This window comes from Asaia sp. HumB (assembly GCF_030263835.1).
In the GTDB taxonomy this organism is placed as follows: domain Bacteria; phylum Pseudomonadota; class Alphaproteobacteria; order Acetobacterales; family Acetobacteraceae; genus Asaia; species Asaia bogorensis.
On the sequence record NZ_JARPML010000002.1, the window covers coordinates 1167501 to 1179912 of the forward strand.

The following is a 12412-nucleotide window of genomic DNA, read 5'->3' on the forward strand; positions in this document are numbered from 1 at the left end:
AAAAAAGTCCAAAAAAAAGGAAAAAACTCACACCACAGGAAACGCAGGACTCAAATGACCACCAACGCGAACCGCCTCAATCCTCACCGCCAACCCCGTCCGGTCATCCGTCTCAACAAAAACCCCACACACGGTCGCCTCACCTTCGGCCGGTTGCAGGCGCTCACCCGGCAGCTTGCGTACGAAGCGATAGAGCGAGGCTTCCTTGCCCATGCCAATTACACTGTCATAGTCGCCGCACATGCCTGCATCGGTCTGGTAAGCCGTCCCCTTCGAGAGGATACGATAATCAGCCGTCGGCACATGGGTATGCGTACCCACCACAAGCGAGACCTTGCCATCGAGGTAATGACCAAATGCCATTTTCTCGCTTCCTGTCTCGGCATGCAGATCCACGATAATGGCATGGGCGGTCATGCCAAGCTTGTGACGCGACAGGCACTCCGTGACGGCCCGGAAGGGATCATCAAGCGGGTCCATGAAAAGACGCCCCATGACATTGATCACGAGCACCTTACGCCCGTTGGGGAGCACGATCACGAAGGACCCCTGCCCCGGCGTGCCCGGCGGAAAGTTCAGCGGCCGAATGATACGCGGCTCCGCGTCGATCTCGCGCAGCAGCTCCTTCTTGTCCCAGGCATGGTTTCCCAGCGTGATCACATCGACCCCCGCCTTGAACAGATCGGTGGCTATAGCAGAGGAGAGCCCAAAGCCATGTGAGGCGTTTTCGCCATTTACCACCACGACATCGAGCTTCAGGGTTTCACGCCACGCTGGCAGACACGCCATGACCGCCTCACGGCCCGAACGCCCCACAATATCCCCAAGAAAAAGTAGTCTCACCCTGCTCTGCCTTCCCCGGCCTGTTGTCTGATAATTTCCCGCTCCGTCACGATCCGGTCGAGGGGCTCGTCATGCGCGCCCACGGGCACCGAAGCCACTTCCTGCCATGACAGCGCAAAGCCGAACGCCCTGCATTTCAGCGCGTCGAGAGTACGGTCGTAATACCCCCCGCCATAACCAAGCCGATTGAATGTCCGATCAAACGCCAGCAGCGGCACCAGCACGAGATCAGGGCGATCGTAATCGCCATCGGGATGGTGTGTTCCAAAGCGCCCCGCCACCATCTCGCAATCCGGCCTCCACCGTCGAAACAGCAGAGGCTCTCCCTTGGGCGTTGTCTCAGGCAGCAGCACATGCCGCCCGGCGTTGAAGAGCAGATGGCACAAGGCGCGCAGGTCCGCCTCACCAGGGAGGGGCCAGATGCAACCGATCTGGCCCAGATCTGGCTCAGCCAGAATCTGCATGGCGAGATTATTGTTGAGGGCCGTGTTTCCAGCGGGGGAGATGGGGCGTTCGATCCGGCGCTGTCGCATGATGCGGCGCAGAGCCTGCTTTTCTTGATCGATATTCATGTGTGGAACCACCATGGCCGTCGGTCTTTCAGCCCTCCCGGACCTGCTCACGCAGGTGGGCGCCAGATATCATGACCACGATCACGACAGAGCCAGCTCCCTAAGGAAGTGCTTATCGGCCCAGGGGTTGAGTTGCCTGACGTACCCGGCAGTCCCACCCGACACTAACTAGGCACTCTCCAGCTCGGCTGCAATGCCTTCGGCACGCTCCGCCAGCAAATTAAGCTTCTGCTCGCGCGATTCATTCTCGGCGATGATGCGCTCGGCACGCTGGACGCGCTCATTCGTGGTGGTTGGCAGAATTTCCTTGGCCAGATCATGCAATTCATCCGCCATGAACAGCGCCGCCATGACGAGCGTCCATGACTCGCCACCTTGCGTGCCAAGCCCGCGCACACGATCGATACGCCGCTCAACCTGCCTGGCCAGATCCTGAAGATAGCGCTCCTCGCCATCCTTGCAGCCAATTGTATAGGAATAGCCGTTAAGTCGAATGGAAACCTGTGCCATGATCAGACAGCCTCCTCATCAGCCAGATACTCGATCATGTCCCGTACCCGCAGCCGAAGCGCTTCGATATTGGCCGCAAGAGGCTGCCAGTCCATGGGCTCAGGCGCGTTCGCCTGCGGATGATGCAGAGCATAGGCGATGCGATCGAGCGCCTGCTCGATCCGGTCCTCAGGTCTTGCCTGTCCTGTGGCGCTATCGGTCTGATCCGTCAAAATGGCCTCATCATCCACACCGGGTTTCCGCTTGTGCTAGAGAAGCTCTCATAATGTCACAAGGTCAAGCATGAAGCCGGTGCAACATCTTCCCCGTAGGATTGTCGCTCTCTCGGATGACTCGCTCCTCCCGCTCCTCAGCCAGTCGGGTTTCAGCGTCCCCTATGCAGTCATATCCGGTGAGGGGCTTGGGCCCATCATGGGGTTTCCGTGGTGGTGCGCCCTGACCGAGGGCCTTACCGTACCCACGATTTTCGATGCTGGTTACGCCGCCTCACTCGCAGCCTGCGCCCTGCGGGAGGGTCAGAAATGGGTGATATGCACGGCAGATGCCCCCTCTATCGAGACCGTGCGCGATATTGCACGGCAGTGCGGTGGCCATCTTTTGACAACACGCCCCGCTGCACTCGCTCTTGGCAGGCCGCCTTATAACGCTTACCGGATTGGACAGCTTCACCAATATCTCGCGCCAGAGTCCTGAGCGCCCTATCGGACGGATTGCCACCATGCTGCCTTGCGAACTCTATCTGGTCACAATGCCGGATTTCGACCCGTCACGTGAGCTGGCCGATCTGGCGAAAGTGCTTGAGCGCTGGACCCCCGCCGCCCTCCGTCTGTCCACAACCGATGAGACCCGTGCCAGAAGCTGTGTGCATGCCATTCGCGAGACCGTGCAGGCCAGCGGCACGGCCCTGATCCTGACCGACCTGCCGGCTCTAGCGCATGAGCTGGGTTGCGACGGCGTGCACCTCACCAGCAGCCCGGCCCAATGCCTGACTGCCCGTGAAGAACTGGGGCGCGATCTGCAACTTGGCGTCTATTGTGGCACAAGCCGTGACGAGGCCATGAGCGCAGGCGAACTGGGCGCTGACTATATCGCCATAGCCCCCAATGCGCCTGATCTGGCCGCATGGTGGTCACAGATGATGGAGTTGCCGGTCATCGCCGAGGACATTGAGACAAAGGAACAGGCAATCGCCATGTTCAAGGCCAATGTCGATTTTCTCGCCGTCCCCCTCAGCTTCGTCGATGCCGACGAAGCCGGGGCAAGACTGAGCGATATCGTCAGCCGCGCGGCGGAAGAATATCCTGGGTGATATAAAGCGTCCCGTTGGACTGCGGGGCGCCATTAAGCCAGATTCTGGCGACACGACCGGTCATATTCACCAGCGTGAATTGCCCGCTCGACGCGTCGCGCTGCAGGGTGAGCGCATCTCCGCCAAGTGTCTTCAGCGCGATGCGGTCACTCTTCAGACGTTTCATCGTGGCATTCAGTCCGGCTGGTGACCAGTTGCCCCGTACGATCGTGTAACCAAGTATCTGTCGCAGGGTCGTCGCGTTTTGCGGGTTCATCAACCCACCCGGCACCTGCGCTGCATAGCGTTCGAAGGGCTCGTTGGGGATGGCGAACACCGTAAAGGGCCCGTTCCGGCCCAATCGGGCGAACATGGCCGATTGACGCAGGGCCTTGCGGTAGTCGGCCAGTTCCAGAGACGCCGATATGTTGTCCAGCAGCGGCCTGTCGCTGAACGAGAAAGTCGGGGGTTCTTGATAGGCAACCGGGCTCGACGTCTCGCTCTTGGTCGAGGCGTGGTACATGTGACTGCTACTCACAGCCGGCATCTGCACAGCGGAGAGTGAACCCTTGATATACAGAGGGTCCTGGGCAGCCCTGCTCTCGCACCCGGCCAGAGCAAGAGCCATCACTGCCCCGCCCAACACCCGTGTTCTTATTGTTCTTGTTCTAGTCGGCAACATAAGGTTCAGCATCCATCTCCACGCATGGTCCAGCCGACCACACGACTATTGGTCAGCTCGAAAGTCGTCTGACAGGTCGTATTGTAATAGCTGGGCGGGAAGCCGCCAAAGCCACCGCCAAAGCCGCCATAACCACCCCAGCCGCCGCCCCAGCCGCCATAGCCGCCCCACGGGCCGCCACCCCAGCCCCAACCCCAGCCACCAGTACCCGGTGAGTAGTTGGTCTCGTTGTCGATATAGGCGAGGAAGTCATGACCGCTGGCCTGATAGGTGCGCGTGGGCACGCCGAAAGTCCGCAACACATCCACATCGCTCTTGCCGATCATGGAATCCAGCACCTTGCGTTGCTGAACGGTCGGAACATCGCATGCCGACAGGGTCAGCAGCGCAGCAAACGACAGAAAAACTGTTTTCTTCATCATCCTGATACCCTTTCCGAAGCTGAAGCCGCCTGCCGGATCAGTTCGAAGCTGGCGCCACTGTAGGCCATGAGAACGATTTTGCCCCTCAAAAAGGTGCATTGCTATCATAAGGTTTAAGAAAACCACACAATGTCACACAAGCGCGGCGCGCCGGTTGCCAGCATCACAAGCCGGTCAAACCCCAATGCAATCCCACTGCACGGCGGAAGATCCGCCAGATCAGCCAGAAAAGCCTCGTCGAGCGGCCAGTCCTGATCCGGCGTCAGAGCGATCCGCCGCTCCCTGTCCGCCACAAAGCGCGCACGCTGTTCCACCGGATCGGTCAACTCCTCGAAGGCATTGGCCAACTCGATTCCTGCGGCATAGAGCTCAAAACGCAGCGCCACACGCGGATCTTCCGGGTCACGTCGCGAAAGCGCTGCCTGCGCCGCAGGCCAATGCGTCAGGAAAGTCGGTCGATCACGCCCGATATGCGGCTCGATACGCTCCAGCAGCAATCGGAAGAAAAGATCCTCCCATGTCTCGCCGACGCGCAAGACCGTGCCGGCCTCCTGCGCCAGACGGGCGGCGTCGTTGCCAATACCCAGCAGATCGACCCCGACATAGCGCCTGAACGCCTCGGCCATCGTCAGTCGCTCGAAAGGCGCGTCAATTCTGATCGTGGTATCGCCGCAGGTCAGGGTGGGCGGCAATAAATGCTGCAACAGCGCCTCGGTTTCATCCATCAGGGAGTTGAGCCCCGCCCCGGGCCTGTACCATTCCAGCATGGTGAATTCAGGCGCATGCAAGGCACTCTGCTCGCCATTGCGCCAGACACGCGCCAGCTGAAAAACCGCGAGCCCGGTAGCCGCCACAATGCGCTTCATCGCAAATTCGGGACTGGTGTGCAGGTAGCGCGGCTCTGTCGTGCCATCGGGTCGCTCGAGCTCGGTCCGGAAGCAGCGCAGATGCACCTCCTCACCCGGCACAGGCACCGCGCATGGCGTCTCCACCTCCAGATAATTGCGGGCGTCGAAAAAGGCACGCACACCACGTTGCAGCAGGGCGCGACGCTGCAAGAGCGGCAGCCTGTCTGAAATTGCGTTTCGTCCCGCCATGATATGCGCTCTCCGGTTGCGAAAACAGTTGTGCCTGAAGTACAGCCCCCTGATGCCAGAAAAGGTCAATCCCCCCGCCGAACCGCGCAACGCCGGGCCACGCCCTGTCGTGCGCACGCCATCGCAGCTGATTGCGCTTGGACTCGTTCCGCCGGATCAGGCTTCGGCGCTTGAGGCTCTCTCCAGCCAGTTCGCCACAGCCATCCCACCGGCCTTTCTGGATCTGATCAACCATCCGGATGATCCGATCGGGCGACAGGTTGTCCCGACTCCTGCCGAACTTCAGACCGCCCCATGGGAATTGCATGACCCGATTGGCGATGACGCCCTTTCTCCCGTACCAGGTATCGTTCATCGCTATGCCGATCGCGCGCTGCTCAAGCCTTTGCTGGTCTGCCCGCTTTATTGCCGGTTCTGCTTCAGGCGCGAGCATGTGGGGCCGGACGGTGGACTCCTCTCAGACGAGGCCCTGAACACGGCACTGGACTGGATTGCCGATCACCCCGCCATCAGTGAGATCATCCTGACGGGTGGGGACCCACTCATGCTGAGCCCGCGTCGACTGCGCCATATTATCGAGGCGCTGTCGGCCATGCCCCATATCCAGACCATCCGCATCCATAGCCGTGTGCCTGTGGCCGACCCCGCACGGATTACATCGGCCCTGCTGGACGCTCTCGAAACCGATCGCGCCCTGTGGATCGTGCTCCATGCCAACCATGCAAGCGAAATGACGGGTCAGGCTCGCGCCGCCATACGGCAGATCCAGAGTCGCGCGATACCGGTGCTCAGCCAGTCGGTCCTGCTGCGCGGTGTCAATGACACCGAGGAAGCGCTGGAGGCCCTGCTTCGTGCGTTCGTTACCGCCCGCATCAAGCCCTACTACCTGCATCAGCTCGACCCCGCCCCCGGCACATCGCATTTCCATGTGCCGATCGATGAGGGGCGTGCCCTGCTGGCCCGCCTGCGCGGCCGCGTGACAGGCCTCGCCTGGCCAACCTACGTGCTCGATATCCCGGGCGGTGCGGGCAAGGTGCCGTTGGGGCCGGATTACTACCACCCCAAGACGCAGCCCGGCGCCGTGCAGGACCCGGCGGGCAACACCCACACTCTGCCCGCCATCCCGTCAGAGCGGGGATGAACCGGAGAACATCTCGCCTATCAGCCCCTTGAGCACCCGCATCGTCAAACGGCGAAGTGCGGGAGAGACACGATAGGGCTGTGTCTCGGGATCGGCCATGCGGGTGATCGTTTCACGCATCGAGGCTGGCAGGGTCGGAAACGGGTCAACCCCTGTCACCCTGACCAGCGTCGCAACAGGAACCTGCGTGCAGGATGGCGAGAGAGTGTTCTTGCACACATAAACCGTCACCGCTTGGCGGGACGGCAGATAGACCGCCTTCCATGTCGAGGTCGGCACGGGCAGTTCACCGGGTCCGATATGGGCAGGGGTCTGCGTACGATAGGCTGGCCCCGTCACGACATAGGCCTCACCCTCTGAAAGCACGAGCTCGCGCACCTTCTTCTCGACCCCGGCCCAGAGGCCGCGATTGAGGTCAGGTGTCTGCGGCACCATATTCGCAAGCGAGAATGTCTCCTGCTGTGAAGCCCGGCTGGGGGCATCACCGCTCGGCATCATGTGCCCGCGGTCGAACCCGGACCGCTGGTAATCGGCCAGACGGGCCCTGTCCGCCTCCGGCTGGCGTGTTTCCTCGTGAAATTTGCCCTCGCGCAATTGATGCTGGGCATGGCGTATCTCGTCACGGGTAAGATGCTCTGCCACCCAGACAGGTTCATGCGTGACCCCGGACACGAGAACAGCGAAATCCGTGTTGCACAGAAACGTATTGCGCGTTGTGGGGGCGGGTGCCGTCAGGGTCGGCGCAATTCCACCGGAGAAATCTGCCGCGCACGCAACCGTGCCTGGCGTCTGTTCAGCTGAAGCCGGAGCCTCGGCATAGGCGCGCGACAGGCCCGCAAAGCCCGAGGCGCCGGAACTACCCCAGAAAACAAGACCCAGCCCGGAGAGGGCAAACACGCAAGAAGATCGAAACCGCATGGCTGCGCTCTAGCTGTCACTTTGCAAATACACAACCAGGTCGCACACAGCGCCTCCAGCGCGGCATCCCGGAGGGCAGACCATGCATCTTGCTTGCTCTTGAGCGCCCGCTTCGTTAGAACCCCGCCTTTCACGGCGGCACAGACCCGTCGTATCCACATCACGATTCCCGGGATCTTTCTTCCATGAAGCAGCAGGCAAACCTGATTCGCGCCGGACAGGTTATTGAGCATGACGGTCGTCGCTGGACGGTTCTCAAGCAGCAGATCATCACGCCGGGCAAGGGTGGCGCTTTCATCCAGGTCGAAATGCGCGACCTGAACACAGGCAACAAGACCAATGAGCGCTGGCGCACCGCCGACACCGTCGAGCGCCTGATGACGGAAGACAAGGACTACACCTATTCCTACACGGATGGTGACAACATCGTCCTGATGGACCCGGAAACCTTCGAGCAGGTAATGCTGCACAAGGACATCTTCGGCGACCAGCTGCCCTTCCTGCAGGACAACATGGAGCTGAACGTGAAGCTGGTTGAAGGCGACCCGGTTGGCGTTTCCCTGCCGCCGCACGTCACGCTCGAAATCACCGAGGCCGATCCTGTGGTCAAGGGCCAGACGGCCAGCTCGTCCTACAAGCCCGCCATGCTGTCCAATGGCGTCAAGACCATGGTGCCGCCCTTCATCGAAGCCGGTGAGCGCGTGGTTGTCCGTACGGACGACGCCTCCTACGTCGAACGCGCCAAGGCCTGATCACCCTCTGAAACGGGGGCGCAGCCACGCTGCACCCCCGCAAGGCCAAGCCTGCCTGCCGGGCTTGGCCTCAATACGACTACCCTGCTCTTTCACAGTTTCTCATCAGGATTATTGCCATGCGTCTCTCGCCGCATATGACCGTCATGCAGAATGCTGCGCAAAAAGCAGCCAAGCGTCTCCTTCGCGATTTCGCCGAAGTTGAGCAGCTTCAGGTCAGCATCAAGGGCCCCGGTGACTTCGTCTCGCAGGCCGATCTGCGTGCCGAGCAGACAATCCGTGAGGAACTTGCCCGTGCTCGCCCCGGCTACGCCTTCCTGATGGAAGAGAGCGGCAATTCGGGCGGTGAGAACTGGACATGGCGCTGGATCGTCGATCCTCTGGATGGCACATCGAACTTCCTGCATGGTATTCCGCAATGGGCCATTTCCATCGCCCTGCAGCGTCGCCACCCCGATGGCTCGACCGAAATTGCCGCTGCCATGGTCTATAATCCTGCCGCCAATGAGATGTTCTGGGCAGAGAAGGGCATTGGTGCCTTCCTGAACGAGCGTCGTATTCGCGTCTCGGCACGTCGTGACCTGTCCGAATCGCTCATCGCCACCGGCATTCCCTTCGCCAAGACACCCGCCGATCGCCGTCTGCCGTTCGGTCGCACACTGGCGGCACTCATGCCCCATGTCGCAGGTTTCCGTCGCTTCGGTGCCGCAGCGCTCGACCTCGCCTGGGTTGCTGCCGGTCGTTATGAAGCCTTCTGGGAAATCGGCCTCAAGCCCTGGGATTGCGCGGCCGGTCTGCTGATCGTGCGCGAGGCTGGTGGCTACGTGACCGATCCGGAGGGTCTGGAAATCACCGATCTCGACAATGACGTGACGCTGGTCGCCGGTAACGGCCACCTGCATGGACCGATCCGCAAGATCGTGCTCGACGCCCTGACCCGCAAGGCTTGAGATCCCAACCTGCCCGCGCTCCGGCGTGGGCAGGCTACGAAAACCGGTTATTCCGCAAATAAAACCGGATAGCGTGGGAACCATCGGGATAACGAGATCTCATTCCCCATTGCTAGCGCGGGGGGAGCGCGATTAGGATCACCCGGTCATGAAACGGCCGATCCTCCTCTCCCTCCTGTTTTCGGCCGGTCTTCCGGCTGCCCTGCTGACCGCGATGCCTGTACAGGCGCAGGTCACCTCCAATGATGATGCCATCCCCGCAGCCAAGCCTGCGGCGAAATCAGCATCGCAGAAGAATTCCCAGAAAGCCTCCAAAGGCAAGACCGAGAAGGCAGACCACAAGAGCGAGCGTAAAGCGGATACAAGCTCCGCCACCAAGGGCAAATCTGCCCCGTCCCATCCGGCTACGTCCTCGGCCACCAACCCGGCACCCAACAGCAATCTGCCCGGCAAGAGTGCACCGGCCGCAACACCCCGCGCCCCTGCAGCACAGCGCGTCGGCGCACCACCGGATGTTCCCGCCCAGCCCCCGCGCCCCGTTGTCATTCCGCCGCCCGGCGTGACCGTACCGACTCACCCCCCTGTCCCGCCTGAGGAGGTCAAGCCCGACCCGGCATCGAAGGGCAAGGTCGAGAAGCAGGCAAACGGCCTGCGTGTGCTGTTCGATGCCAATAGCAGCGGCATGAGTCAGGCCATGATCGACGCTGTGCGCGATGAAGCCAGGGTGCTGGCAGGCAAGCCCACCCTGCGTGTCACGCTCTGGGCCTCGGCCAGCGGCACAAATGAGGATCTTTCCACCCCGCGCCGTATTGCGCTTGCCCGCGCACTGGTCGTGCGCTCCATCCTGATACGCGAAGGCGTGGCTACTACGCGCATCTATCCGCGTGCCACCGGTCTGGCAAAGCCCGGTACGGCACCGGCAGACCGTCTCGACATCGTCGCCGAGGGTGCCGTACCGGCCCCGATTTCTGAAGCCCAGTTCGGAACCGCATCGAGGACCCCCACGCCATGACCCGCCCCACCCTTTACCTCCTGCGCATGGGGATCTTTCTGGTCCTCGTCGCAGCCGTAGCCGCCCTGCTCAGCAAGACGCTCTATGCCGCCTTCTTTGCCAATCCGGCGCTGGATGGACTGATTCTCGGTGTGCTGGTCATTGGCATCCTGTGGAATCTGCGCACGGTGCTGCGTCTGATGCCCGAGGTGAAATGGGTCGATCAGCTGCGTGTGAACCGCACCGGCCTTGCCCAGCCCCAGCCCCCTCGCCTGCTTGGCGCGCTGGCGCGTAATCTCGCGGCCCGCACGGCAACAGGTCGGCTGAGCCTGTCGCACCAGTCGGCTCAGGCCACGCTCGACAGTCTTTCGGGCCGCCTTGACGAATCCCGCGATATCTCGCGCTACATGACCAGCCTGCTCATCTATCTGGGTCTACTTGGCACGTTTTACGGCCTGCTGCTCACGGTCAGCTCCATTGCCGGGGTGATTGGCAGCATGAGCGTGGGTGATGGCAATCTGGACGCCATGTTCGGCCAGCTCAAAACCGGCCTTGCCGAACCTCTCAAGGGCATGTCCACCGCCTTCTCGGGCTCGATGTTCGGTCTTGCGGGAGCGCTCATCCTGGGCTTCCTCGATCTCAACGCAGGCCAGGCCCAGAACCGGTTCTTCAATGAAGTCGAGGAATGGCTGGTCGGTATCACCAAGCAGGGCGGCACCCTGATCGAAGGAGGCGATGCCTCAGTGCCCGCCTATGTGCAGGCTTTGCTGGAACAGACAGCCGAGAATCTCGAAACCCTGCAGAATGTCGTCTCGCGCAGCGAGGAAAGCCGCATGCAGCAACTTCAGGTCATGGACGGGCTGCAGGAGCGCCTCAAGGCCATGACGGACCTGCTCCAGTCGAACCAGAAGATGATGAACCGTGTGGCGGAAGGGCAAGCCCTCCTCGGTCCGTTCCTCAAGCATGTCGGCGAGGCCGCAACACCTGGCACGACAGCCTTTAACGATGCGAAGGACAGCCGCGAGCAATTCAGCCGAATCGAGGGCCATATCGTACGCCTGATCGACGAGCTTCACAGTGGACGTGCCCAGATGGCTGGCGAGATCCGCAATGATCTGCGCGTTCTGGCGCGCACCATCGCCGCCACCAGCCCCGGCGGGTCAACGGTCATCCCCCCTTCGGCGCAATAAGGCGAGGCGGCTCTCATGGCACGACGCTCAAGACGCAGCTCCCACGGCGGAGAACTCAATGCCTGGCCCGGCTATGTGGACGCCCTCTCCACGCTGCTCATGGTGGTCACCTTCGTTTTGCTGGTTTTTGTGCTGGGCCAGCAATTCCTGTCCGTGGCCCTGAGCAAACGCACCCACTCGCTCGATGCCCTGCGCCAGCAACTCGCTGCCCTGCAGCAGACATTGTCGATGACTGAGGCCAAGAACACGCAGCTCAGCTCGATGGTGGCGAGCCTCACGACCGATCGCGACAGTGCCAAGCGTCAGGCTGATGTGCTCACACAGCAGCTTGCCACGCTGAATGGCACCATTGCTGAAAAGGAGCAGGCGCTCGCCGCTGCCGGTCAGGCCACGCAATCCGATCAGGCCACTATTGCCGAACTCAAATCACAGCTCGAACAGCTCAACCAACAATTACTCGCCATCGGCCAGGCGCTCGATATCGCGAAAAAAGATGTCACGGCACGCGACCAGCAGATCACGGATCTGGGCAACAAGCTCAACGTGGCGCTGGCCGACAAGGTCAATCAGCTCAAGCGCTACCGCTCAGAGTTCTTCGGTCGCCTTCAGGATATCCTGAAAAACCAGAAAGGCGTCGAGATTGTTGGTGACCGCTTTGTTTTCCAGAGCTCCATTCTCTTTCCTCAGGGCAGCGCCGATCTGACGCCAGAGGGTGAAAAGGAAATTGCGGCGCTGGCCCGTACCTTCAAGCAGGTCTCAAGCCAGATCCCGGCCGATATTCCCTGGATTCTGCGCGTGGATGGCCATGCCGACAAGCAGCCCATTCATACCGCCTTCCCCAGCAACTGGGAGCTGTCGAGCGCACGTGCGATTACCGTGGTCAAGGTGCTCATCCGCGAGGGCGTGGACCCGCATCATCTCGCAGCGACCGGCTTTTCGGATTATCAGCCGCTCGACCAAGGCAATACGGCAGCCGCCTATACCCGTAACCGCCGCATCGAATTCCGTCTGACCGATCGCTGAAGGCCTCAAAGCAGCCCTGAACAGGCAATGAAA

General features: G+C 61.3%; 16 protein-coding genes and 1 other RNA gene. 8 read left to right on the forward strand and 9 right to left on the reverse strand.

What is annotated here, in order from left to right:
- Positions 1-27: 27 nt before the first annotated feature.
- From P5689_RS06315 to P5689_RS06335, 5 genes are all read right to left on the reverse strand, one after another.
- Complete coding sequence (locus P5689_RS06315) at positions 28-843, reverse strand: TIGR00282 family metallophosphoesterase (protein ID WP_031241143.1); 816 nt, start codon at positions 841-843, stop codon at positions 28-30.
- Positions 840-1415, reverse strand: a complete 576-nt coding sequence (locus P5689_RS06320; RefSeq protein ID WP_285532513.1) for a 5-formyltetrahydrofolate cyclo-ligase — start codon at positions 1413-1415, stop codon at positions 840-842. The genes P5689_RS06315 and P5689_RS06320 overlap by 4 nt, the downstream gene beginning before the upstream one ends.
- Position 1416: 1 nt before the next feature.
- Positions 1417-1573, reverse strand: a non-coding RNA gene (gene ssrS / locus P5689_RS06325) — 6S RNA.
- A 10-nt stretch (positions 1574-1583) separates the two neighbouring features.
- Positions 1584-1925, reverse strand: a complete 342-nt coding sequence (locus tag P5689_RS06330) for a cell division protein ZapA (RefSeq protein WP_023979294.1) — start codon at positions 1923-1925, stop codon at positions 1584-1586.
- Positions 1926-1927: 2 nt separating this feature from the next.
- Positions 1928-2155, reverse strand: a complete 228-nt coding sequence (locus tag P5689_RS06335; RefSeq protein ID WP_062165414.1) for a hypothetical protein — start codon at positions 2153-2155, stop codon at positions 1928-1930.
- Positions 2156-2216: 61 nt separating this feature from the next.
- Between P5689_RS06335 and P5689_RS06340 the strand changes: the two genes are divergently transcribed.
- Complete coding sequence (locus P5689_RS06340; protein WP_146926693.1) at positions 2217-2618, forward strand: hypothetical protein; 402 nt, start codon at positions 2217-2219, stop codon at positions 2616-2618.
- Between the two features lie 25 nt (positions 2619-2643).
- Positions 2644-3234 carry a thiamine phosphate synthase gene (locus P5689_RS06345; protein WP_023979297.1) on the forward strand — a complete coding sequence of 197 codons (591 nt, stop codon included), beginning with the start codon at positions 2644-2646 and terminating at the stop codon, positions 3232-3234.
- Here P5689_RS06345 and P5689_RS06350 read toward each other — a convergent pair.
- From P5689_RS06350 to epmA, 3 genes are all read right to left on the reverse strand, one after another.
- The gene (locus P5689_RS06350; RefSeq protein WP_285532517.1) at positions 3203-3751 is read right to left on the reverse strand and encodes a fasciclin domain-containing protein; all 549 of its coding nucleotides are present in this window, start codon (positions 3749-3751) and stop codon (positions 3203-3205) included. The two genes, P5689_RS06345 and P5689_RS06350, sit on opposite strands and share 32 nt — an antisense overlap.
- A gap of 149 nt (positions 3752-3900) precedes the next feature.
- Positions 3901-4317: a hypothetical protein gene (locus P5689_RS06355; protein WP_374709064.1), complete on the reverse strand. Its 417-nt coding sequence runs from the start codon at positions 4315-4317 to the stop codon at positions 3901-3903.
- 113 nt (positions 4318-4430) lie between these two features.
- Positions 4431-5414 (reverse strand): EF-P lysine aminoacylase EpmA, encoded by a 984-nt coding sequence (epmA, locus tag P5689_RS06360; RefSeq protein WP_285532519.1) that lies wholly within the window; start codon positions 5412-5414, stop codon positions 4431-4433.
- A 52-nt stretch (positions 5415-5466) separates the two neighbouring features.
- On the opposite strand from epmA, the gene P5689_RS06365 reads away from it, so the two are divergent.
- Entirely contained in the window at positions 5467-6555 is a 1089-nt protein-coding gene (locus P5689_RS06365) for a lysine-2,3-aminomutase-like protein (protein WP_285532520.1), read from the forward strand.
- Here the strand turns inward: P5689_RS06365 and P5689_RS06370 are convergent.
- Complete coding sequence (locus P5689_RS06370; RefSeq protein ID WP_285532521.1) at positions 6541-7473, reverse strand: DNA/RNA non-specific endonuclease; 933 nt, start codon at positions 7471-7473, stop codon at positions 6541-6543. The genes P5689_RS06365 and P5689_RS06370 overlap by 15 nt on opposite strands.
- A 185-nt stretch (positions 7474-7658) precedes the next feature.
- Here P5689_RS06370 and efp point away from each other — a divergent pair, with 185 nt between their 5' ends.
- From efp to P5689_RS06395, 5 genes are all read left to right on the forward strand, one after another.
- Positions 7659-8225, forward strand: coding sequence for an elongation factor P (gene efp, locus P5689_RS06375; protein ID WP_023979275.1), 567 nt, complete (start codon positions 7659-7661; stop codon positions 8223-8225).
- A gap of 119 nt (positions 8226-8344) precedes the next feature.
- Entirely contained in the window at positions 8345-9175 is an 831-nt protein-coding gene (locus P5689_RS06380; protein ID WP_023979274.1) for an inositol monophosphatase family protein, read from the forward strand.
- 148 nt (positions 9176-9323) lie between these two features.
- Positions 9324-10187 carry a hypothetical protein gene (locus P5689_RS06385; RefSeq protein WP_285532523.1) on the forward strand — a complete coding sequence of 288 codons (864 nt, stop codon included), beginning with the start codon at positions 9324-9326 and terminating at the stop codon, positions 10185-10187.
- Entirely contained in the window at positions 10184-11356 is a 1173-nt protein-coding gene (locus tag P5689_RS06390; protein ID WP_285532525.1) for a flagellar motor protein MotA, read from the forward strand. The genes P5689_RS06385 and P5689_RS06390 overlap by 4 nt, the downstream gene beginning before the upstream one ends.
- 15 nt (positions 11357-11371) lie before the next feature.
- On the forward strand, positions 11372-12379 hold the full coding sequence (locus P5689_RS06395; protein WP_285532526.1) for a peptidoglycan -binding protein: 1008 nt from the start codon (positions 11372-11374) through the stop codon (positions 12377-12379).
- Positions 12380-12412 lie beyond the last annotated feature (33 nt).

Bases quoted from the DNA above. Each gene is read 5' to 3' on its own strand.
- P5689_RS06330 (WP_023979294.1), bottom strand. From the start codon at position 1,925: ATGGCACAGGTTTCCATTCGACTTAACGGCTATTCCTATACAATTGGC.
- P5689_RS06370 (WP_285532521.1), bottom strand. From the start codon at position 7,473: ATGCGGTTTCGATCTTCTTGCGTGTTTGCCCTCTCCGGGCTGGGTCTT.
- P5689_RS06355 (WP_374709064.1), bottom strand. From the start codon at position 4,317: ATGATGAAGAAAACAGTTTTTCTGTCGTTTGCTGCGCTGCTGACCCTG.
- efp (WP_023979275.1), top strand. From the start codon at position 7,659: ATGAAGCAGCAGGCAAACCTGATTCGCGCCGGACAGGTTATTGAGCAT.
- P5689_RS06345 (WP_023979297.1), top strand. From the start codon at position 2,644: ATGCTGCCTTGCGAACTCTATCTGGTCACAATGCCGGATTTCGACCCG.
- P5689_RS06395 (WP_285532526.1), top strand. From the start codon at position 11,372: ATGGCACGACGCTCAAGACGCAGCTCCCACGGCGGAGAACTCAATGCC.
- epmA (WP_285532519.1), bottom strand. From the start codon at position 5,414: ATGGCGGGACGAAACGCAATTTCAGACAGGCTGCCGCTCTTGCAGCGT.
- P5689_RS06385 (WP_285532523.1), top strand. From the start codon at position 9,324: ATGAAACGGCCGATCCTCCTCTCCCTCCTGTTTTCGGCCGGTCTTCCG.
- P5689_RS06320 (WP_285532513.1), bottom strand. From the start codon at position 1,415: ATGAATATCGATCAAGAAAAGCAGGCTCTGCGCCGCATCATGCGACAG.
- P5689_RS06380 (WP_023979274.1), top strand. From the start codon at position 8,345: ATGCGTCTCTCGCCGCATATGACCGTCATGCAGAATGCTGCGCAAAAA.
- P5689_RS06390 (WP_285532525.1), top strand. From the start codon at position 10,184: ATGACCCGCCCCACCCTTTACCTCCTGCGCATGGGGATCTTTCTGGTC.
- P5689_RS06365 (WP_285532520.1), top strand. From the start codon at position 5,467: ATGCCAGAAAAGGTCAATCCCCCCGCCGAACCGCGCAACGCCGGGCCA.